This window comes from Oerskovia enterophila (genome assembly GCF_044748475.1).
GTDB classification, from domain to species: Bacteria; Actinomycetota; Actinomycetes; order Actinomycetales; family Cellulomonadaceae; genus Oerskovia; species Oerskovia enterophila.
The window spans coordinates 587,097-607,713 of sequence record NZ_JBIVFZ010000003.1; the positions used below are offsets into that span (position 1 = coordinate 587,097).

General features: G+C 70.4%; 21 protein-coding genes and 1 other RNA gene. 3 read left to right on the forward strand and 19 right to left on the reverse strand.

Features of this window, described 5'->3' with window-relative positions; genetic code table 11:
- Positions 1–151 precede the first annotated feature (151 nt).
- The 3 genes from ACIPWA_RS11980 to ACIPWA_RS11990 form a co-directional block, all read right to left on the reverse strand.
- Positions 152–1,444: an extracellular solute-binding protein gene (locus tag ACIPWA_RS11980; protein ID WP_082608873.1), complete on the reverse strand. Its 1,293-nt coding sequence runs from the start codon at positions 1,442–1,444 to the stop codon at positions 152–154.
- Positions 1,445–1,574: 130 nt separating this feature from the next.
- Positions 1,575–2,735: an ROK family transcriptional regulator gene (locus ACIPWA_RS11985; RefSeq protein WP_400290390.1), complete on the reverse strand. Its 1,161-nt coding sequence runs from the start codon at positions 2,733–2,735 to the stop codon at positions 1,575–1,577.
- Positions 2,736–2,912: 177 nt separating this feature from the next.
- Positions 2,913–3,854, reverse strand: a complete 942-nt coding sequence (locus tag ACIPWA_RS11990) for a PfkB family carbohydrate kinase (protein ID WP_400290392.1) — start codon at positions 3,852–3,854, stop codon at positions 2,913–2,915.
- A gap of 75 nt (positions 3,855–3,929) precedes the next feature.
- On the opposite strand from ACIPWA_RS11990, the gene ACIPWA_RS11995 reads away from it, so the two are divergent.
- From ACIPWA_RS11995 to ACIPWA_RS12005, 3 genes are all read left to right on the forward strand, one after another.
- On the forward strand, positions 3,930–4,976 hold the full coding sequence (locus ACIPWA_RS11995; protein WP_400290394.1) for an LLM class flavin-dependent oxidoreductase: 1,047 nt from the start codon (positions 3,930–3,932) through the stop codon (positions 4,974–4,976).
- Positions 4,977–5,213: 237 nt separating this feature from the next.
- On the forward strand, positions 5,214–6,185 hold the full coding sequence (locus tag ACIPWA_RS12000) for a DUF4349 domain-containing protein (protein ID WP_400290396.1): 972 nt from the start codon (positions 5,214–5,216) through the stop codon (positions 6,183–6,185).
- Positions 6,178–6,555, forward strand: coding sequence for a hypothetical protein (locus ACIPWA_RS12005; protein WP_400290398.1), 378 nt, complete (start codon positions 6,178–6,180; stop codon positions 6,553–6,555). Before ACIPWA_RS12000 ends, ACIPWA_RS12005 begins: the two co-directional genes overlap by 8 nt.
- 88 nt (positions 6,556–6,643) lie before the next feature.
- Here ACIPWA_RS12005 and ssrA read toward each other — a convergent pair.
- The 16 genes from ssrA to ACIPWA_RS12085 form a co-directional block, all read right to left on the reverse strand.
- Positions 6,644–7,012, reverse strand: a transfer-messenger RNA (tmRNA) gene (ssrA, locus tag ACIPWA_RS12010).
- Between the two features lie 126 nt (positions 7,013–7,138).
- Positions 7,139–7,552, reverse strand: coding sequence for a hypothetical protein (locus ACIPWA_RS12015; RefSeq protein WP_056650455.1), 414 nt, complete (start codon positions 7,550–7,552; stop codon positions 7,139–7,141).
- 141 nt (positions 7,553–7,693) lie between these two features.
- Positions 7,694–9,622, reverse strand: coding sequence for a DUF2207 domain-containing protein (locus tag ACIPWA_RS12020; protein WP_400290400.1), 1,929 nt, complete (start codon positions 9,620–9,622; stop codon positions 7,694–7,696).
- On the reverse strand, positions 9,619–10,089 hold the full coding sequence (gene smpB / locus ACIPWA_RS12025; RefSeq protein WP_056650441.1) for an SsrA-binding protein SmpB: 471 nt from the start codon (positions 10,087–10,089) through the stop codon (positions 9,619–9,621). The genes ACIPWA_RS12020 and smpB overlap by 4 nt, the downstream gene beginning before the upstream one ends.
- A gap of 118 nt (positions 10,090–10,207) precedes the next feature.
- Positions 10,208–11,572 carry a peptidoglycan DD-metalloendopeptidase family protein gene (locus tag ACIPWA_RS12030; RefSeq protein WP_400290403.1) on the reverse strand — a complete coding sequence of 455 codons (1,365 nt, stop codon included), beginning with the start codon at positions 11,570–11,572 and terminating at the stop codon, positions 10,208–10,210.
- 1 nt (position 11,573) lies between these two features.
- On the reverse strand, positions 11,574–12,485 hold the full coding sequence (ftsX, locus tag ACIPWA_RS12035; RefSeq protein ID WP_056650434.1) for a permease-like cell division protein FtsX: 912 nt from the start codon (positions 12,483–12,485) through the stop codon (positions 11,574–11,576).
- Positions 12,486–12,489: 4 nt separating this feature from the next.
- Positions 12,490–13,344, reverse strand: coding sequence for a cell division ATP-binding protein FtsE (gene ftsE, locus ACIPWA_RS12040; RefSeq protein ID WP_082608872.1), 855 nt, complete (start codon positions 13,342–13,344; stop codon positions 12,490–12,492).
- Positions 13,345–13,604: 260 nt separating this feature from the next.
- Complete coding sequence (prfB, locus tag ACIPWA_RS12045) at positions 13,605–14,729, reverse strand: peptide chain release factor 2 (protein ID WP_056650431.1); 1,125 nt, start codon at positions 14,727–14,729, stop codon at positions 13,605–13,607.
- Positions 14,730–14,805: 76 nt separating this feature from the next.
- Positions 14,806–15,999: a WxL protein peptidoglycan domain-containing protein gene (locus ACIPWA_RS12050; protein WP_400290408.1), complete on the reverse strand. Its 1,194-nt coding sequence runs from the start codon at positions 15,997–15,999 to the stop codon at positions 14,806–14,808.
- Positions 16,000–16,157: 158 nt separating this feature from the next.
- Complete coding sequence (locus ACIPWA_RS12055; RefSeq protein WP_139107718.1) at positions 16,158–16,808, reverse strand: hypothetical protein; 651 nt, start codon at positions 16,806–16,808, stop codon at positions 16,158–16,160.
- A 172-nt stretch (positions 16,809–16,980) separates the two neighbouring features.
- Positions 16,981–17,406: a hypothetical protein gene (locus ACIPWA_RS12060; protein ID WP_400290410.1), complete on the reverse strand. Its 426-nt coding sequence runs from the start codon at positions 17,404–17,406 to the stop codon at positions 16,981–16,983.
- A 65-nt stretch (positions 17,407–17,471) separates the two neighbouring features.
- Positions 17,472–17,909, reverse strand: coding sequence for a pilus assembly protein (locus ACIPWA_RS12065; RefSeq protein ID WP_400290411.1), 438 nt, complete (start codon positions 17,907–17,909; stop codon positions 17,472–17,474).
- A 125-nt stretch (positions 17,910–18,034) separates the two neighbouring features.
- A complete protein-coding gene (locus ACIPWA_RS12070) occupies positions 18,035–18,451 on the reverse strand; it encodes a TadE/TadG family type IV pilus assembly protein (RefSeq protein ID WP_400290414.1) in 417 nt (138 codons plus the stop codon).
- Positions 18,441–18,629 carry a hypothetical protein gene (locus ACIPWA_RS12075; RefSeq protein ID WP_400290749.1) on the reverse strand — a complete coding sequence of 63 codons (189 nt, stop codon included), beginning with the start codon at positions 18,627–18,629 and terminating at the stop codon, positions 18,441–18,443. Before ACIPWA_RS12075 ends, ACIPWA_RS12070 begins: the two co-directional genes overlap by 11 nt.
- A gap of 179 nt (positions 18,630–18,808) precedes the next feature.
- On the reverse strand, positions 18,809–19,759 hold the full coding sequence (locus ACIPWA_RS12080; protein WP_400290417.1) for a type II secretion system F family protein: 951 nt from the start codon (positions 19,757–19,759) through the stop codon (positions 18,809–18,811).
- Positions 19,756–20,616 carry a type II secretion system F family protein gene (locus tag ACIPWA_RS12085; protein WP_400290420.1) on the reverse strand — a complete coding sequence of 287 codons (861 nt, stop codon included), beginning with the start codon at positions 20,614–20,616 and terminating at the stop codon, positions 19,756–19,758. The genes ACIPWA_RS12080 and ACIPWA_RS12085 overlap by 4 nt, the downstream gene beginning before the upstream one ends.
- Position 20,617: the final 1 nt, after the last annotated feature.

Sequence of the window (20,617 nt, forward strand, 5' to 3'; positions counted from 1 at the left end):
CTCCGTCGAGGGCTTGCACGGTTCGAGCAGGACCGTGCGGAGGCAGGTGGTGCGAGGGGGTCCAGTCATGCCGAGGGGTGGGAGCTCCGCGGAACTCCCACCCCTGCGGCATCTGGTCGATGGCCCTCCCTCACGGGAGGGCCATCCGGGATCAGCTGTTGAGCGTCGACTCGATCTGCTCGTCGAGCTTCGTGGCGATCGCCTGGACGTCGCCACCCTGAGCGAGCTGCACGAATGCGTCCTGGAGGTAGCGCTTGGCCTCGACGTCGGCCCACTTCGGGGAAGCCGGGGTCAGCTTGGCAGCAGCTGCGGCAGCGGCGCCCGCCTGCGTGATCTCGTCGTCCGGCAGGAACTTGGCCTGCGAGACCTTGGCCGGGATCAGACCGTTGGTGGCCATGATCTCCTGGTAGCCGTCGCTCAGCATGATCTCGAGCGCGCTCAGCGCGAGCTCCTGGTTCTGGGACTTGGTCGCGATGGCGATGTTCGAGCCACCGGCCATGACCTGAGCGGCCGTGCCGGCCTCCTTGCCCGGCAGGGCGAAGGCGTGCAGGTCGGAGCCATAGGTCGTGGCGCAACCCGGCGCCTCGGCCGTCTCCTCAGCCTTGATGGACCACTGGACCCACGTGGGCGCGGAGAGGAAGCCGATGTTGCCCTCGCAGAAGGGGATCTGCTGGTCGGTCTCCTGACCGTCCTTCGGAGCCTTCGAGGCCGTCAGCATGACGTCCTGGATCTGCTCGAGGCCCTTGATGCCGCCCTCGGAGGAGAAGCCGGCCTCCCACTTGTCGCCCTTCTTCTCGGCGATGAAGCCACCGTTCTCCCAGATGTACGGGAGACCGTTGTACCAGTCCTGGCCAGGCCAGTAGATGCCCGAGCGCGTGTCGGTCGTGAGGGCCTTGCCCTGCGCCACGTAGTCGTCGAGCGTCTCGGGGGCGACGAAGCCGTCGCCGACGATCTGCTGCGAGTAGAAGACTGCACGTGCACCGGAGTAGTACGGGGCTGCGTAGAACTTCTCGTCGTACGTGCCGGCCTCGACGAAGCCGGGGAGCAGGTCGTCGCCGCCGAGCGCCTCGTACTTGTCCGTCAGGTCGGTGAAGAAGCCGGCCGAGGTGAAGGCGGCGGCCTGGGTGTTGCCGACCTCGACGACGTCGGGGCTGTCGGAGCTGGCGAGCGAGGTCGTGAGCTTGTCGACCAGACCCGTCCAGGACTGCTCCTCGATGGTGAGGGTAGAACCGGGGTTCTCCTTCTCGAAGGTCGTCTTGAGGTACTCGCGAGCGTCCGCGGGCGTGTCGGTGCCGACGAGCCAGACGCGGATGTCGCCCGTCTTCGCGGCGTCGCCCGAAGCGCCGTCGCCGGAGCCGGAGTCGCCGGAGCCACAAGCGGTCAGCGCGAGCGCCAGGGTGATCGTCGAAGCCACCGTGGTGGCAACGAGGCGGTTCCTCTTCACTGGGGTACTTCCTCTCGGTAATTCGAAGTGGCGGCGTCGATGACACCACCTGAGGTGATACGGGAGGTACTGCGGTACTGCTACTGGGATTACTGCAGGACCGGGTCAGCCCGACGGCTGTGAGACGAGCTCACGAGACGCCCAGCTGGCCGGACAGGATGAGGACGGCTGCCCCGGCGAGGACGACGTCCTCGTCGAGCGAAGCCATCCGGAGCTCGAGACCGGCGTTGATCGCCGGCATGGTCCGAGCGTTGATGGTGTCGATCGCCGCATCACGGAGAGGACCGTCGAGCAGGTCCGCGGGACCGCTGATGAGGATCTCGCCGAGGTTGAGCGCTGAGACAACAGGAGCGAGGGCGATGCCCAGGAGCCTGCCGACCGACGCCAGGACGGCATCGGAAGCTTCTTTGTCGAGCCCCTCGACGGCACGGCGGAGCGCCGGCACCGAGAGGATGGTCTCGAGGCAGCCCGTGCGCCCGCAGGCGCAGGGCAGTCCGTCGTCGACGACGGTGACGTGCCCCAGCTCGCCGGCCGCGTCGACCGCGCCGCGAACCCTGGACCCGTCGAGCATGATGCCGGCCCCGACCCCCTCACCGACCGTGAGAACCATGAGCCCGGTGCCGTCCGCGCCGCCGAAGGTGAACTCACCGAGCGCGGCGATGTTCGCGTCGTTCGCGACATGGACGGGAAGAGCGAGACTCTCCGCGAGCTGCTCGGCGAGCGGCACGTCGTACCAGCGACGGTTCGGGGCCTCGATGACACGGCCGGCGGTGTCCACCACTCCGGGCGAACCGATGCCCACGCCGAGGACGGGGCGCGTCGCGACGGCGATGAGCCCGCGGCAGAAGCGAGTGAGGAGGTCCACCAGCTCGACGCCGGCACGACCCTCGATCGCGAGGCTCTGGCGGACCACGAAGTCGCCCGTGAGCGACATGACCGCACCGCGCATGAGCGCGTCGTCCGTCAGGTCGACCGAGACGATCTGGTACGCGCTCGTCCGCATCCCGATGAGGATCGCGGGCTTGCCCACGCGCTGTCCGGGGCGGATGCCGAGCTCCTCGACCAGGCCCTCGGCGATGAGCACCGCGACCAGGTCGGAGATGGTCACCCTCGTCAGCGAGGTGGCGCGAGCCAGGTCCGCACGGGAGGTGGGCCCCTCGTGGAACAGGTGCTGGAGGACCAACGACCGGTTGTGCGCACGAGCGTGCTCGGGGAGCACCTTGGAGGTGGGTCGGAGGCCTGTGCTCAGACCCCTCCGTGCTGCTGCACTTCTCGTGACTGCCGTTGTCATGTTTGTTAGTAGACCTCCTTTACTAAGCGCATGTCAACCCGTTCAGCGCGTCGTGTCCAAACCGTTGTACTTCGTTCACACTCCCGCGATATGCGGCAGGATCGTGCGACTCTCCGCCGTCCCTGTGCCCCCGCCCCGTGCCCGTCGCCTCCGGGGCACGGCGTCCGTCGTCGTCGGTCAGCGCCCTGGCGCGCCGCTCTGACGGATCCACCCCCTGGCGCCCGGAAGAGTCACGGAACGCGAGGCGACCACGGCCGCTTCCTCGAGCGCGCGCTCCCACGGCCCCCCGCGGGCGACTCCGGCGGCGAACGCACCGTGCAGCACGTCACCCGCCCCCAGGGTGTCGATGACCTCGTGGACCACCGGGACAGGGACGGTCGACCTGGCGCCCTTGTCGAGCAGCTCGAGCGGCGCCGCCCCGCGCGAGCGCGCGACGAACGACGGGCCGAGCTCCGCGACCGCGTCGAGCACGCGGCCGACGGGCACGTCCGGGACACGGAAGTCCTCCGAGAGCACGACCGCGTCGCACAGCGGAAGGAGATCGGCCGTCCCGTCCTTCCACGACCCGCCGTCGAGGACGACGACATACCCAGCGGCTCGCGCTCGTCGCGCCACCGCCGAGGCGAGCGCCGGGTGGTGCCCGTCGAGAAGCAGGACGTCCCGCTCCCGGTCGCGGACTTCTCCCTCGTCGCGGCCCTTCGGCCGGGGCCCGAACACACGGTCGAGCAGCGACCCGTCCGGCAGGGCCGTCGGCCGGTTCGCCGCGTTCGTGCTCACGACGGCCCGCTCTCCGGTCCCCGCGGTCACGAGCACCGTGGACACCGCCGGGCCGCTCGCTCCGCCCGGCGGGACGGCACCCTCCGCACGGTCGACGGGTTCTACCAGCTCGACCCCCGCGGCAGCGACCTCTGCCCTCACGACGTCCGCGAGCACACCCGAACCCACAGCGGTCACCAGCCGGACGGGGACGCCGAGCGCCGCGGCCGTCGCCGCCGCGTTGGCTGCCGGACCTCCGAAGGTCGCGTTCTGCGAGAGCGCCACGACCTTCGCGTTCGGCCCCGGGAGAGCGTGGACCACCTGGGTCAGGTCGAGGGTCACGAGACCGCAGCAGATGAGCACGCCCCCATCCTTCCCCATCTCTCCGGGAGCAGGACGTCCGGGGAATAAGGCGCCGCTCCATGCGTTTGCATACACATGCAACTTGGCTTCTACACCTTCGGCGACAACGCCCCCGACCCCACCACCGGCGAGCAGATGCCGGTCTCCCAGCGCTTGCGCGACGTCCTCGAGCGGATCCGCGTCGCCGACGAGGTCGGCCTCGACTACGCCGGAATTGGCGAGCACCACCGCTCCGACTACGCGATCTCGTCCCCTGCGACCATGATCTCCGCGGCTCTCGCACAGACCGAGCAGATCACGGTGGGGAGCGCCGTGACGGTCCTCTCGACCGAGGACCCCGTGCGCGTCTACCAGCAGTTCGCGACCATGGACCAGTTCTCGGGCGGCCGCGTCGAGCTGCTCGCAGGGCGCGGCTCGTTCATCGAGTCCTATCCCCTCTACGGCGCGGACCTCGACGACTACGACGCGCTCTACGACGAGAAGATCGTCCTCCTTCGCCTGATCGACGAGGGCAACCCCGTCACGTGGTCGGGCCGATTCCGGCCCGCGCTGGACGAGGCCGTGATCCTCCCCCGGCCGTTCGACAAGCCCGGTCGCGGCGAGCACCTCGACATCGCGATCGCCACGGGCGGCAACCCGCAGTCCTCCGTGCGCGCGGGCGTGCTCGGCCTCCCGATCAACTACGCGATCATCGGCGGCAAGCCCGCCCAGTTCGCGCCCCTCGTGGACCTCTACCGGCGGGCCGCCGCGCAGTCGGGCCACGACGCGGCCTCGCTCGAGGTCTCGGTGTCGACCATGGGCTTCCTCGCCGACGACGGCAAGCAGGCCAGGGACTTCTTCTACCCGTACTACCTGCAGAACATGAAGAAGATCTCGGCCGAGCGCGGCTTCCCGATGCCCAACCGGATCTCCTACGACGCCACCGCAGCACGCGGAGGCGCCTACTTCATCGGGTCGCCCGAGGAGATCGCCGACCGCATCGTCGAGCTGCACGGTGCCCTCGGGCACGACCGTCAGATCTTCCAGATGGACCTCTCCGGAGTTCCGCAGAAGGAGTCTCTGCGGGCGATCGAGCTCCTCGGGACCGAGGTCGCCCCTCGCGTGCGGGCCGCGCTCGGCTAGGTCGACCGGCCCGCTCCACGCAGCCGCGCCTGGCTCCACCGCCGGCAGCGGCCGCCCGACGCCGGATCCTCTCGGATGGGAGCGTTCCCGCAGGTCCGGGGCGTCCCCGGACGTCCCGGACCCGGCACGGCTCGACGTGCGAGGCCCGGTGACGGTGCGGTGACGGCCAGTTCACAACACGGTCACGATCTGCCCGAACCCCCACCCTCCGGGCGAACCCACGCCTAGGGTCGTCGCATGCGCACCTCCTCTCGCACGTCGGGCGTCCTCGGGACCGCTCTCCTGGCCGTCCTGCTGCTCGCCGGCTGCACCGGATCGGGGAGCGACGAGTCCTTCTCGGCCTCCGCGGGCGCCGACAGCGCGGCCGACGTCGCAGCGGAGGCGCCCGCCGAGGCAGCCGGGATCCGGCTCGACGGCGCTGTCGAAGGGGATCTTCGCGAGGTCATCACGACCGGCAGCCTGACCTTGGTCACCGACGAGCCACGCGCGGCCGTGCAGGCGATCGCCGAGCTCGTCGAGTCGTCAGGCGGCCGGGTCGAGAGCCGGTCCGAGCACTCGGCGCAGGACGGCTCCGACGCCTCCGGACAGATCACGGTCCGCGTGCCCGCGGCCCAGGTCACGGCCACGGTCGACGCGCTCGACGGCGTGGGTGAGGTGCAGGACGTCTCGCTCGACGCCGAGGACGTCACGGCGACGGCCATCGACCTCGACGCGCGGGTCCAGGCTCTCGGGACGTCCGTCGCGCGTCTCGAGGCCCTCATGGGGCAGGCGGCGACCACGGCCGACCTCCTGGCCGCGGAGAAGGAGCTCACCGCGCGCCAGGCCGAGCTCGAGAGCCTCCAGTCGCAGCGCGCCTCGCTCACCGACAGGGTGGACATGTCGACCCTCCACGTCCAGGTCGTCGCCGAGGCCCCTGCCGCGACGATCCGGCCCGCCGGGTTCCTGGGAGGTCTGGACCGCGGCTGGAGCGCCCTCCTGAAAACGATCGACGGGCTCGTGGTCGTCCTCGGGGTCCTGCTCCCCTGGATCGCCGTCGCGGCCCTCGTCGCGCTCGTGGTGAGGATCGTCGTCCGACGCACGCGACGCCGTCGGGCAGGGGGGAGCCCCACCGACACCGGACGTGCGCCCCTCTCCGGCCCTGACGCCGGGCCCGGCGACTCACCCCACGAGAGCAAGCCGCTCGTCGAGGCCGGTGACCGCCGTGGATGACGCGTCGAGGCCCGGACAGGGGCCCGTCCGGCTCGAGACGTACCGGCGCAGGATCGGGCGCCTGCACGACGCCGACGGCCCGGTCGGGCACCTCGTCACCCGGGTCTGCACGCACTGGGAGACCGTGGGGCCCCACTCGTTCCCGACGTACGTCAATCCCGAGGAACGCCTCCAGTGGAGGGTCCACTTCGACGACCCGGCGCGCCCGGACACCTTCAGCGACGACCAGGACCGCTGCGTGGACCTCCTGCGCGGGCACGAGACCGACGCCTGGGAGGCCGGACTCCTCGAGCTCGACGAGCAGACGCTGCGCATCGAGTGGCTCGACGGCTCCGACGCCGACGCCGCCTGGGCGGCCAACGGCTGGTAGGGCACGAGCCACGGACACGACGAAGGGGCCGCCCGACGGGCGGCCCCTTCGCAGTGACAACTGGGTGATGCGCCGCCCGAGGGCGACGTGGTGGAGGTGCGGGGAATCGAACCCCGGTCCGGTGACGCAAATCCAGGTCTTCTCCGGGCGCAGTCTGCTGTTGATTTTCTCGGCCCCAGCACTCACACAGACAAGGTGCTGACGGGCTCAGTCATCTAAGAGTCCCTACGCCGCCAATGACGAGCGTCGTAAGCAGTGGCTCTCTAGCTGACGCCAGGAACCGGGGCGAGAGCAACCCCGGGCTGACGGACTTCGAAGACTCGCTCAGGCGGCGAGTGCGAAGTCGGTGCGCTTGGAATCGGCACCTATTGGTTTGCAGACGTCGTTTACGAGATAAGTCTGCATCCTCGGCCCGCTTCTCCTCGAAGCACGACCACCGTCGAAACCGATCACCCCCTGTGCAGTTGTCAATCACCGACCGATTCCACCCGTCCGTCCGCCGAGGCGTCCGTCCGGTGCGTCACCGAGTCAGTGGTACCAGCCTACGGGATCAACACCACCGCGGGCGAACCTATTTCCGTGGCTACTTCTTGCGGCTCAGCGCGTCGACCAGCAGACCACCCGCGATGCCCAGCAGGAACACGTCCTTCGCGAGCCCGATCCCCTGCGGCGTGGGGCGGATCCCGTCCGACTCCGTCATCCCCGGCGTCTTGAGGTACATCGCGACGAGGCCTGCGGAGAAGGCCCCGAGGCCGAGCGCGACCACTCCCGTCGGGACGAAGGGCACGAGCAGCGCGGTACCCAGGGAGATCTCGGTCGTGGACAGCGTCCGGGTGAACTGCACGGGGTCCTGGTCCTCGAGGAACGGGAACGTCCCCGCGGCCATGCCGTGGATCCCCTGTGCGGTCGCCTCGTCGGCGTTCCTCTTGTTGAGCCCGGAGTTGAGGATGAACGCACCCGCGGCGACGCGCGGGATGTACTGACGGAGCTTGACCATGGGGCCTCCTCGGCAGGGTGACGTCGACTACCCTGCGACGCTACGTCGTCGGGCAGGAGGATGCATCCCCACGCGGCGTGTCCCCCGACACGTCCTCACCCGCGTGTCGACCGCCCTCGTGACCCGTCCGGGACACGGCCGTCACCAGCCGCCCACGCCTCCGCCCCCACCGCCGCCGCCACCCGAGAACCCGCCACCGCTCGAGAAGCCGGAGTCCCCCGAGGAGCTGGGCGTCGCGGCCGAGATCGACGTCGTGGCCGCGTCCGAGAAGGCGGTCAGCGACGACCCGAACGACGAGTACCCGACCCAGAACATCCCCGGCCCGTAGCCGGGGCCGACGTACCAGGTGGGTTCCGCCACGGACTGCCCCTGCGCCGCGAGCCGCGCGAAGATCCCGGCCCACCGGTCCGCGACACCGAACACGATCGCGTACGGCAGGTACCGCGAGAACACGTCCTCACCCTCCTCGAAGCGGAGCTGCCCGGTCTCCGCGGTCTCGAGGTAGCGCCGGAAGCCGAGCGTCTGCGTGAGCACCGCGGTCCCCTCGGCAGTGCGGGCGGGCGCCTTCTCGCACAGCACGAGCGCCAGCACTCCGAGCACCGCCACGGGGGCCGCGACGAGGGCCCACGTCGAGCCGAAGACCGCCCCGAGCACCAACGCGAGGACCACTCCTCCCACGAGCAGCACCACGCCCGCGAGGAGCCAGTGGTTGCGCACGGACCTCGGGTTGGCGCGGAACCAGCCCCGTCGCGTGACCTCGGCGTAGAGCTCGGACTGCACGAGGGCCATCGAGGCCGCGAACGTCGTGCGGAGGTCGGAGAGCGTCACGCTCTCGCGCCCCGCGAAGATCTTGTCCAGGAGCGTGCGCTCGAAACCGAGCAGCTCCTCGTCCGGGCCGGCGAGCCGGTCCAGACGCCAGTCGCCGCCCTTGCCCCGCTTGCTCGGCGCCTCGACCTCGACGATCTGCAGGTGCCCGCGGACCGCGAGATCGACGATCGTCGCGGTCACGTCGTGGGGGTCGGCACGTTCGTCGACGAGCGTCCCGATCTCACCGGGCCTGCTCGCGGCCGGTGGCGTGAACTGGACGGCGACGGGAAGCCGACGGTCGCGGGGGCCCACGCGAGCGTCGTCACCCGCCACGGGAACCGTGCCCGGGACCAGCCCCAGGTACTGCTCGTCCCGTCCGCGCTGCCGGACGCGGTGCACCATGAACCACGCGCCACCGCCGAGGATCAGCGCGGTCAGCCCACCGGAGACCGGGGTCACCTCGAACGGACGCTCGCCCGTGGCCTGGGCGCGGTCGACCACGACGGGCTCGGCGCCCTCGAAGGTTCCCGCCGGGTACTCGGCAAGGACCGTGAAGAAGGTCCCGGCCGGCACTCCGGCCTGGGCGAAGGTCGCGACGGTCCCGGCCGCGGAGTGCGCGGTGCACGGGTCGCTCGACCCTCCGGGCCCGGCGAAGCAGCTCGTGCGCGACACGTCCCCGGGGCCGTCGAGGGTCACGCTCGCGTTCTCGATGTCGATCTCGGACGTGTCCGGCAGGACGTTCCAGTAGACCTCGTCCTGGCCCTCCGCGCCGACGCCGGGGTTCACGAGACCGCGCAGCGTGTAGGTGATCGTGTACTGCTCGAGCCCGTCGAACGTCCGGTCGGCGGACCCGACCCGCACCAGGAGGTCTCCCCCACCCTGGTCCTCGACCTCGACGTCGGCCGCTGCCCCCGAGTCGCTCGACGCGCGGACGTCCGAGACCTCGTAACGGCGCAGGTGGTCCGGGTCGCCGTCGATCTCGAACAGCGTGGGGATCACGAGCGTGGGCCCGTGCCCCTCGTCCCCCCGGAAGTCGTAGTCCATGTCGATCGACACACCCATGGTGCCGTCCCGCTCGATCTGGGCCGCGACGTCGTACCGCGTCACTGCGCGGTCCGAGACGTCTGCGGCGGCGACGGGGGCGAGGACCAGGCTGCTCAGCGCGGTCGCGACGGCCGCGAGGCCCAGGAGCCGTGCGCGTGCGGCGGCGCGCGCCCGCATCCCCGGCCCGACGGCGGCACGCGCCGCACGCACCCGGTTCACCGGTTCTGGCGGTGGCGCATGGCGCGCTGTGCCTCACGGTTGTCCTGCTGCTCTCGCAGCGCCTGACGCTTGTCGTACTCCCGCTTGCCCTGCGCGAGGGCGATCTCGACCTTGGCCCGGCCGTCGAGGAAGTAGAGGGCGAGGGGGACGATCGTGTACCCCTTCTCGCGCAGCTTGGCCTCGAGACGCAGGATCTCGTCCTTGTGCAGCAGGAGCTTGCGCTTGCGCCGCGGGGCGTGGTTGTTCCACGTGCCCTGCGAGTACTCCTGGATGTGGACGTTCTCGAGCCACGCCTCACCGCCGTCGACCGCGACGTAACCGTCGAGCAACGACGCCCGGCCCTGCCGCAGCGCCTTGACCTCGGTGCCGCTCAGCACCAGTCCCGCCTCGAGCACGTCCAGGATGAGGTAGTCATGGCGGGCCTTGCGGTTGCTGGCGATGATCTTGCGGCCAGTCTCCTTCGCCATGGGTACGTCGTCCGATCTGCTCGTGCTCTGGGTAGGGGCCCAGGAAGGACCCGCCCGCGCCGTGCGGCGCGACGTCCCAGGCTACGCGAAACCTGCCCCCGACCTGTAGGTGAATACCTCAGAGCATGGTCTGCGGGTCCACCGTGCTGCCGTTGACGTACACCTCGAAGTGCAGGTGGCAGACCTGGCTCGTCCCCGTCGTGCCGGAGTACCCGATGAGGGTCCCTTGCGCGACGCTCTGTCCGGGCGAGACCGCGAAGCGGGACAGGTGGTTGTAGCTCGTCATGAGGTTGGCCCCACCGACCGTGCCGTGGTTGATCATGACCTGGTTGCCGAGCCCCCCGTAGGTGCGGGCGAACAGGACCGTTCCCCCCGCGGCCGCGTAGATCGGGGTACCGCAGTAGGCGCGCAGGTCCGTCCCGGCGTGCAGGCGGTAGACCCCCGGAAGGAAGGGGTGGTGCCGCATCCCGTACTTGGACGTGATGTGCGGGACCGCGGTCGGATAGGCGAGGAACTTGCCGGTCGGTGCGCCGCCGCCACCGCCGCCACCTCCTCCTCCGGAGTTTCCGCCGCCACCTCCTCCACCGCCACCGCCGGTCGCGGGCGGGGGCTGCTTGGCCGCCTCCTCGGCGGCCTTGCGGTCGCGCTCGGTCTGCGCGGCGATGATCCCCTTGAGCTCCGTCGTGAGATCGGCCTGCGCCTTCTCGTTGGCCGCGATCTGCGCGAGCGCCGCCTCCTTGCGCGACTCGATCGTGGCCTGCTTGGCCTGCTGCTCGACGATCAGGCCCTCGATCTCGGCCTTCCGGTCGGCTGCGGCCTTGCGGGCAGCGTCTGCCGCGACGACGTTCTGGTCGGCCTGCACCTTGAGGTCGGCGATGGTCTCGCGGATCGCGGTCAGGCGGGCCTCGCGGTTGCGCGCGATCGACTCGGCCTCCTGCAGGTCCGTCAGGGTACGGGCCTGCGTACGCGCCGCGGTCGAGGACATCGCGTACTGCTCGATGAAGTCGTCGGTGCTCTGCGCGCCCGTGACGATCCCAAGCCCGCTCACCTCGCCCTGCCCTCGATACGCCTGCCGGGCCATCTCGGCGATGCTCGACTTCGCGGTGCTCACCTTGCCCGCGGACTCCTGGATCTCCTCGTTGATGGCCGCTTCCTCGACCTGCGCGTCCTGGAGCCTGACCGCGAGCTGCGCAGCCTCTCGCTGTGTGCGCTCGAGCTCGGCCTCGGCCTGGTCGAGCTCTGCCTGCGCCACGGGGAGACGCGCCTCGATCGTCTGGAGGTCGAGGATCGCCTGCGCGAGCTCGGCGTCGGTGCCCTCGAGCTGCGACTCGAGGCCCTCACGGTCCTGCTGCGCCTGGGACTGACGACGCTCGGCCGCTGCCCGTTGGTCGTCCAGGTCGTCGGCGGTCGCGACGACCGCCGTCCCGAGGAGAAGGATCAGGGCGGTTCCCGCAGCAGCGAGACGTCGGGTCAGCTGGGACATGTCACACCCTCGTGTAGCGGCTGAGCGTGACGACCGAGGAGATGGCCGCCAGGACGAATGCGATCAGGATCAGGAGCGGCGCGATGCGCAGCACGTCCGTCTCGGAGATGTATGCGATCCAGCTGACGGAGCTCTGCAACCAGTCGGTGACCAGGTACTTGACCCCCAGCCAGAGGCCACCGACGGCGAGGAGCGCGCCCGTGACGGCGGCGATGGCCCCCTCCAGGATGAACGGCAGCTGGATGAAGAGCTTGGAGGCCCCGACGAGCTTCATGATCTCGGTCTCGCGCTGCCGGCTCATGGCCGACAACCGGATCGTCGTCGTGATGAGGAGCACCGCGGCGAGCATCATCACGACCGCCAACCCGCCCGACATGAGCGAGGCGCGGTTGAGCGCGAGGAAGAGCGAGTCGAAGATGCGTCGCTGGTCCTCGACGTCCTCGACCCCCGGCCGCCCCGTGACGACGTCGTTGACGACCTCGTAGTTCTCGGGGTTGGTGAGCTTGAGCCGGAACGAGGCCTGCATGTCGTCCACCGTGAGCTGGGTGCCGTTGAACCCGTCGGGGAACCGCTCCTGGAAGGCGGCGAACGCCTCCTCCTTGGTCTCGAAGAACACCGTCTCGACCTCGTCGCCGAGCTCGCCCGCGAACACTCCCTCGAGCGCCTCGATCTGCTCGGGCGACGCCTCGCCCCCGGCACACGTCGGGTTGGGCGAGTCGATCGGGCACAGGAAGACGGAGACCTCGACCCGGTCGTACCAGTCGTCCTTGAGCTTGTCGATCTGGATCTGGAGCAGCGCCGAGGCGCCCACGAAGGTCAGGGACACGAAGGTCACGAGGACGACCGAGATCGTCATCGCCAGGTTGCGACGCAGACCGGACCCGATCTCGGCGAGGATGAACTGAGCGCGCACCGGGCTACCACTCCCCGCGGCTGGAGGACTGGGCTGGTTCAGGTTCGCCGGGCCGCTCGGTGACGTCCTCGCCCGGGGCGACGAGCGTCGTCGTGCGCGGGCCGAGGTGCGATCCCGCCCGCCCCGCGAGGTGACCCGACGGCTCGCGCAGGGCGTCGTCGTCGGACAGCGGTACGCCGGCGCCGTACACGCCGTCCTTCTGGTCCCGGACCACGACCCCCGAGGCGAGCTCGATCACTCGTTGACGCATCTGGTTGACGAACCCCGAGTCGTGCGTCGCCATGACGACGGTGGTCCCCGTGCCGTTGATGCGCGAGAGCAGGTTCATGATCCCCAGCGAGGTGTTCGGGTCCAGGTTCCCGGTCGGCTCGTCGGCGAGCAGGATCGAGGGACGGTTGACGAAGGCTCGCGCGATCGCGACGCGCTGCTGCTCGCCGCCCGAGAGCTCGTGCGGGCGCCGCTTCTCCTTGCCCTGCAGGCCGACCATCTCGAGGACCTCGGGGACGGTCACGGCGATCGTGTGGCGCGGCTTGCCCGTCACCTGCAGCGCGAACGCGACGTTCTCGAAGACGGTCTTGTTCTGGAGCAGGCGGAAGTCCTGGAAGACGACGCCGATCTGTCGACGCAGCGACGGGACCTTCCAGCTCGACAGGGTCGAGAGGTCACGGCCCGCGACGAACACCTTGCCCCGCGTGGGCCGCTCCTCACGCAGCACCAGGCGCAGGCACGTCGACTTCCCGGAGCCGGACGCGCCGACCAGGAAGACGAACTCGCCGCGCTCGATCTCTGCGGACATGTCGTCCAGGGCAGGCCTGGCGCCGCGGGCGTAGACCTTCGAGACGTTCTCAAATCGGATCACAGCTGTTGACCAGTCTCTCGGTGGGGGAAGCGAATTCGTTCGCTGGTCGCCCACGAGAGTAGGCACGCCCCGCAGGGCTGACACCGCTGACACGCCGGGCTCGCCCGGATCGGGCACGGTTCGCGATCGTGGCGGCCCGCGGTGGTCCGGCGCGGGATCAGGTGCTGGGCCCGCCGGGGCCGGGCCGGGGTACTGAGCACGGCCGGGCGGGGCAGGCTTTGGCCGGGCGCCCCGGCCCGGCCCGCCCCCGGCGCGTGGCGTCAGGCCTGCTCGGCGCCCCGTCGCCAGCGGATGCCGGCCTCGATGAAGCCGTCGATGTCCCCGTCGAACACGCCCGAGGTGTTGCCGACCTCGTACTCGGTGCGCAGGTCCTTGACCATCTGGTACGGGTGCAGCACGTAGGAGCGCATCTGGTCGCCCCAGCTCGCCTTGATGTCGCCTGCCATGGCCTTCTTGGCCGCGCTCTCCTCGGCCTGGCGCTGGAGCAGCAGACGTGACTGGAGGACGCGCAGCGCGGCGGCACGGTTCTGGATCTGCGACTTCTCGTTCTGCATCGACACGACGATCCCGGTAGGGATGTGGGTCATGCGCACGGCCGAGTCGGTCGTGTTGACGGACTGGCCGCCCGGGCCCGACGAGCGGAAGACGTCGACCTTGATCTCCGACTCGGGGATCTCGACCGAGTCCGTCTGCTCGATGAGCGGGATGACCTCGACCGCGGCGAACGACGTCTGACGACGCCCCTGGTTGTCGAACGGGGAGATGCGCACCAGGCGGTGCGTGCCGGCCTCGACCGACAGGTTGCCGAACGCGTAGGGGGCCTTGACCTCGAAGGTCGCGGACTTGAGCCCCGCCTCCTCCGCGTAGGACGTGTCGAGGACCTGGGTCGGATAGCCGTGGCGCTCGGCCCAGCGCAGGTACATGCGCATGAGCATCTCTGCGAAGTCGGCCGCGTCCACGCCGCCTGCCCCCGCACGGATCGTCACGACGGCCTCGCGGGCGTCGTACTCGCCCGAGAGGAGGGTCTTGACCTCGAGCGCGCCCAGGTCCTTGCGGATCTGTTCGAGCTCGGAGGCCGCCTCGGCGAGCGTCGCGGCGCTGTCGGCATCGCCGACGTCGGCGTCACTCGCCATCTCGACGAGCGTCTCGAGGTCGTCGATCCGGTCGCCCATGTTCGTGATGCGGTCCAGCTCGGACTGCGTCTGCGAGAGGGCCGTCGTGACCTTCTGGGCGGCGTCAGGGTCGTCCCAGAGGTCGGGAGCCGACGCCTTGTCCGAGAGCTCCGCGATCTGGACGCGCAGCGCGTCCGGGTTGCTCACGGCGCTGATGGTGCCGAGCGTCGTACGGAGGGCGCGGATCTCGTGCGGGAAGTCGATGGTGGCCACGATCGTCTAGGTTACGCGACGCGAGGGCAGGCGTGGCTCGGTGCTCGCCACAGCGGGCACCGAGCGACCCGTCACGTCACGCGCCCGACGACGGAGCGTCGGGTCCGGCGGCGGTGTCGCCGCGGTCCGTGCTCCCGGCCGAGGACGTCGCGGGCGCCGTCGGCGCGGGGGCGGTCGCACCGCCCTGCTCCTGGTCGACGTCTCCTGTCCCGGCCGCCGCGCGACCTTCGGCGCGCGCCTTGGCGAGCAGCGCCTCGAGGCGCTGCTTCTTGCGCTTGCGGTTGTCGCGCAGACCGATCACCAGGACGGCCACCGCGGCGAGGAGGAGGATCTGGACCCACGGGATCGCCCAGGTCGTCACGGTGACCGTGACGGGCTCGAACGGAGCCTCGACCGGGACGTCCACGGCCCCTCCCGTGCTGACGGGCACAGGAGTCACGGTGACCTCGGTCGTCACGGGCCCGACGGGCCAGATCCCCGCCACGGCGAACGCGGTCGAGCGGGAGGTCCCCGGGATCAGCTCCTCGACGCCCTCCGTCCCCCGGTCGACCGTGGTGTCGCCGATGCCGAACGGGCCGGACACGTGCGCCTGCTGCTCGGCCCCGACGCGGAGGTTCCCGTCGTTGGTCACGCCGTACGCGACCCGCACCGAACCAGGGGCGAACGGGTTCCACGACGGCTCGTACGTCGCCTTGACGTCCGTGAGCGCGAGCGAGGGCGTGACCTCCCCGGGCACGCGGAGGTTGACGCGCACGCCGACGCGGCTCTCGACCCCGACGCCGGGACCCGCGGCCGTGGACGCGGACGTGACGGTCGCGACGATGCCGGCCGGGTGGTCGCCCGGGGTCGCATTCTCAGGGACCGTGATGGTGAACGGCACGATCACGGTCTCCCCCGCGGGCACGTCCACGGTCGGCTGGACCTCGAACCACCCGCCCGAGTCCTGAGGTTCCTGGTCCGAGGTACGGATGTCGAACTTGCCCATGGGTGTGAAGATGCCGTCGTTGGTGACCATCGTGAACGTGACCGGTCCGGCCCCGTGGTTCGAGACGGCCACCTGATCCTGGATCTGCTCCCCCGGCTCGGCGACGAAGTCGAAGATCCGACGCTCGTCCGGCCCCTCGGGCGTCGCCGTCGTGACCGAGAAGCGGATCTCCCCGGGATCCTTCTCGTCAGCGTGCGCCGCCCCGAGGCCGCCGGCCAGCGCCAGCAGCAGGGCGCTCAGCCCCAGGACGCTCCTGCGGAGACGGCCCGCACGACGAGAGACCACGGGCCGAGATCCTGCGCCCGACACCTTGTGCACTTCCTTGCTCACCACGACTTCCGATCATCCTCGAACGGTCTACCTGCTCCGGAGACGGTACAGGGCCGACGGAGATCCGCCGGCCCTGTGTCGTCACCGTCCGTGACACTGATCGCGTGAAGCGGTCAGCTCTCCATGAGCGTCAGCGTCAGCGTCGACGCGTACGCACCGGAGGGGGTGCTCTTCGGCACGGTCAGGTTGAGCCCGGCCTTGACGCCGAACGTCTGGCCGTTGGCCTCGGCGGACGAACCGGACGAGACCAGGAGGTCGCCGACCTGGACACCGCCCGTGAGCCAGTCGCCACCGGGACCCTCGGTGTCCGGCACCTCCTGGAGCTCACCGGCGATCGGCTGGCCCGGGGTGACGTTGAAGTCGCCGGGGATCGGGTTGGTCAGCTCGGGGACCCAGCCGAGGTTGGCGGAGTCGATCTCCGGCAGGCCGGCTGCCACGAAGTTGCTCACCTGGCCGCTGACGTTCCAGGCCGCGTCGGCACCCACGTCGTTGCGGTCGTCGGAGACGCTGACGCCGTCGAGGGTGCCCGTGAACTCACGGTTGCCCGCTGCCCAGATGTCGTCGCTGGTGGACTCGTTCAGCGTGACGGACGGGTTGGCGACCGTGAGCGTGAGCGCTCCGACCGGGGTGACCGAGACCTGGATCTGAACGTCCTCGTCCTGGTTCACGTCGGCCGCGGCCGACGACGCCATCGCGATGGTCCCGAGCAGCATCGCGCTGAGCGCTCCGCCAGCGATCCACTGCTTCCTTGCACGTGCATTCATGTAAGTCTCCGTCGTTGGAGGGTGTCGGACCGGATCACCATAGCGGCGAACCGGCGGTTTTGGCAGCCCCCAGTCAAAAGTCGCACCTTTCGTTAAGAAAGTTAACGATCGTGTTAGCGCTAACTCAATCATGTTCACTCGCCCGACACCTTTTTCGTGAGGGGAGGGTCGATCACCAAGCTCGCGCACTGGACTCTGCACGCACGATGATGCCATCAGACCAGAGCTGCGTCACCCAGCTGACGAGAACCGGGCGCGACCGTGCCGCCAGCCGGACGGTCGCCGTGCGCCCGTCGGGCGCGGAGGCTTCGACGATCGTGACGTCGTCCAGCCCTGTCAGCATGGCCGGGTGGGCGACGAGGAACGACCGGACGGACGACTCGACGTCCGCGTCGCTCAGGACCAGAACCGCCCCCTCGACCGGGTCCGCCAGACCCCCCTGGTAGACGGTCTCGGCGGGCATCGCGTCGGCAGCGTCGAGAGCCGAGACGTCGGCCAGGTCGAACAGCCGCTTGCGGTCCAGGTGGACCGCCGTCGCGGAGACGACCACGGCCACCAGGACGAGCGCGAACGCGACGAACATGCTGGTGAGAAGCATGATCTGGCCGCCCTCGCGGTCTCGCTCGTGCGCATGCCCTCGTCCAGGGATGCCCCGGGAGCGCCTCACGACCGCGCCCTCGCGTAGCTGTCGACGGGCGAGGTGTGCACGGCCTGGACCGGGATGGACAACGGGACCCAGGACCCGATCCCCGAGGGGACGAAAGGCAGCCCGACGTCGTATCGCACGACCGCCACGACCTCGCTTCCCGGAGAGAGGCAGGGGTCGCCGGAACAGGAGAGCTCGAGGACGTCCGCGGGCCGCACGTCATCGAAACCCTGGTCGGAGAGCGCCAACGAGGTGGCCACCCCCGCCCGCACCTGCCCCTCGGCCACCGAGTGCGCTGTCACGAACGCGCGGGCGGACTCCTTCGCCGCGCCCTCGACCGCGAAAGTCGCGGCTTGGATCCGGCCGAGTGTCAACGCCAGGTACAGGACCGGGAGAATCAGGACAAGTGCCACACCGAGGAACTCGACCTGCGCGTTCCCTGCGTCGCCGCTCACCCGGTTGACGGGCCGACGGAGAAAATTCACCCGGTCGACATGATCCGGCAGCGAGTGGGAACACCCATCGACGACCTTCACGACCCCGCGCGGGCACCTCTCGTGGACCGGGCGCGCCCGAGATCTCACGGCTCCTCCTCCAGCGCGTGGCCGCTCACCGTCAGTGTCCCGGCCGGACCGAGAAGACCGATCACCGGGAACGGGGCCGTCACGGTCACCTCCACGACCGGCATGCCCCCCAGCTCGACCTCGCGTGCCGTCACGTCCTGCGCGAAGCGCTCTGAGATCGCGGCATCGATCAGCTGCTGCGTGCGTTCGACGCCGTCCGCCGGCGTACGGTCCGCCCGCCCCGCGAGGCGCGCCCCCTCCGCCGCACTGTCGATCACGACCGCGCGCACGTGGAGCGCGAGCACCACCTGCACGACGCCGAGGAGGAGCACGACGACGAGGACCGACACCAGCACGAAGTCGACGACGGCAGATCCGTCCTCTGCTCCTCGCGCCGCCCCCCGGTCGGCGTCCCGGCCCATCTCAGGGACCACTCACGCTGCTGATCGCGTCGCTGAAGGTGGAGGTCAACGCCGGTCCCGCCACAGCCCAGAGCGCGATGACGAGACCTGCCGTCATGAGCGTCACCAGGACCCATCCCGGGACATCACCCCGCTCGGTCCCACCGTGCGAGACACGTCGCACCAGCCTGCTCGTCCAGCCCTTCACCAGCTGCTCCACCGCTGCTCCTTGGTCGTTCTCTTCTGGGATCCTGACCTGGACAGGCGTCCAGGACGAATGTTCATGTCGGTTGCCCGTCAAAGGCCGAGGCCCGCCCGACGGCCGATCGCACGCCACAGCGCACCCGAGGCAGTGCCCTGCCGAAGTGCTCGCACCTCCGGCCCCCACACTCAGAGGCCGATCTGCAGTGTCACGATCGAGGGATAGACCGCGAAGACGACCGTCACCGGAAGGATGAGGAACACCACCGGGATCATCATGAGCACCTCCTTGCGCCCGCCGGACTCCATGAGTCCTCTCCTTCCCGCCTCGCGCACGTCTTGGGCCTGGGCTCGGAGAACCTCCGCGAGAGGCGTTCCTCGCTCGACGGCCACCGCCACCCCCTCGGCGAACCGGGTCAGGCTCGCGAGCGTGGTCCGGTCGGCGAGGTCCTCGAGCGCGCGGGCCAGGGGAACCCCGGACCGGACGGCCGACAGCGTGGCTGCGAGCTCGACGGAGAGCTCGCCGTGCGCGCTGGTGGCGACCCTCTCCATCGCCGCGACCGGCCCTTCTCCGGCTCCGACCGACAGGGCGAGCAGCTCGGCGATCGTCGGGAACTCGCTGAGCATCCGCTCCTCGCGCCGAGCGATCCGGCGCGAGAGCAACTGGTCGCACGACAGCAGCCCACCGACCCCGCAGAGGAGCACCAGCAGGAGGAGCACGACGACCGAGGACCCCCGCGTGGCCGCGAGGAGGAGCGCCACGACCAGTCCACCGGCGAGCCCCACGGCCCCCCAGACGACCTGACGGGCGCGGAACTGGTCCACGCTCTCCTGCGAGCCGGCCCGGTCGAGGCGACGGCGCACCTCGGACCGTGAGGAGCCGAAGCGCTCCAGCAGCCGGCCCGCCGCCGCGATCCTCAGCCCGAGGACACGGTCGACAGTGTGGAGCCTGCTCGCCGACGACGTCTCCGCCAGCAGTCCCGAGGTCGCGCCGTGGAGCCTCAGGTACGGACCGACCCGCTCGTCGAGCCGGACCCGCCGCGCCCTGAGCCGGGAGGCGATCACCAGGACCCCCCACGCGAACAGGGCACCGACCGTCGCCCCGGACCACAGGAGCCCAGAACCGTCCGTCCCGCTCACCGCAGCACCCGCGCTTCCTCGGGCAGGCGACCGATCCTTCGCATCAGCTGGTAGGCCACGAGCGAGCACACCGCGCCTCCCCCGAGGACCGCGACCCCCTGCATGGAGTTGTAGGCCTGCGCGGTCTCGGGCCGGGTCGCCAGCAGGGCGAGGACGACCCAGGGACCGGCCACCGCGAGCCGAGCGCCGCTGACCGTCCACGACTGCCGCGCCTCGAGCTCGCCACGTGTCCTCGCATCCTCGCGCAAGAAGAGGGCGAGCGTACGCAAGAGCCTCCCGAGGTCGGTCCCGCCGACCTCCCTGGTCATGCGCAGCGCCTCGACGATCCGGTCCGCGACCGGGTCTGCGAGCCGCATCTTGAGCGCGTCCAGGCAGTCACCGAACCGGCCGGAGGCCCGAAAGTCCTGGGCGAACTGTGCGAACGGCTCCCTCAGCTCGACAGGACCGCGCTCTCCGAGCTGCCCCACGGCCTCCGGGAGCGAGAGGCCCGCACGCACACCCGACGCCAGGTGGTCGACGGCCTCCGGCCACACGTCCCGCAGGCTCGTCCTTCGACGTCGGGCCCGCGAACGCACGACTGCGACCGGTGCCAGAGCGGCGAACAGCGCGAAGCACGCGGCGATCGGCAGAGCACGCGTCAGGGCGAGCCCGACGACGAGCACGAAGAGCCCTGCCCCCACGCTCCCGGCGACGAGCGCTCGAGGCGAGACACCCGGAAGCCCCGCCTGCACCAGGGCGTCCTGGGTACGGACAGACCAGCCGTCCGCCTCCCGCGGCGCGCGAGGACGCGGCTCCCACCAGGACGACCACAGACAGACGAGCCCCGCGCCCAGCAACAGACCGACCACGACCCCCATG

Excerpts from the sequence above, each read along its gene's own strand:
- ACIPWA_RS11985 (WP_400290390.1), bottom strand. The coding sequence starts at position 2,735 with ATGACAACGGCAGTCACGAGAAGTGCAGCAGCACGGAGGGGTCTGAGC.
- ACIPWA_RS11995 (WP_400290394.1), top strand. The coding sequence starts at position 3,930 with ATGCAACTTGGCTTCTACACCTTCGGCGACAACGCCCCCGACCCCACC.
- ACIPWA_RS12000 (WP_400290396.1), top strand. The coding sequence starts at position 5,214 with ATGCGCACCTCCTCTCGCACGTCGGGCGTCCTCGGGACCGCTCTCCTG.
- ACIPWA_RS12015 (WP_056650455.1), bottom strand. The coding sequence starts at position 7,552 with ATGGTCAAGCTCCGTCAGTACATCCCGCGCGTCGCCGCGGGTGCGTTC.
- smpB (WP_056650441.1), bottom strand. The coding sequence starts at position 10,089 with ATGGCGAAGGAGACTGGCCGCAAGATCATCGCCAGCAACCGCAAGGCC.
- ACIPWA_RS12030 (WP_400290403.1), bottom strand. The coding sequence starts at position 11,572 with ATGTCCCAGCTGACCCGACGTCTCGCTGCTGCGGGAACCGCCCTGATC.
- ACIPWA_RS12055 (WP_139107718.1), bottom strand. The coding sequence starts at position 16,808 with ATGAATGCACGTGCAAGGAAGCAGTGGATCGCTGGCGGAGCGCTCAGC.
- ACIPWA_RS12060 (WP_400290410.1), bottom strand. The coding sequence starts at position 17,406 with ATGCTTCTCACCAGCATGTTCGTCGCGTTCGCGCTCGTCCTGGTGGCC.
- ACIPWA_RS12085 (WP_400290420.1), bottom strand. The coding sequence starts at position 20,616 with ATGGGGGTCGTGGTCGGTCTGTTGCTGGGCGCGGGGCTCGTCTGTCTG.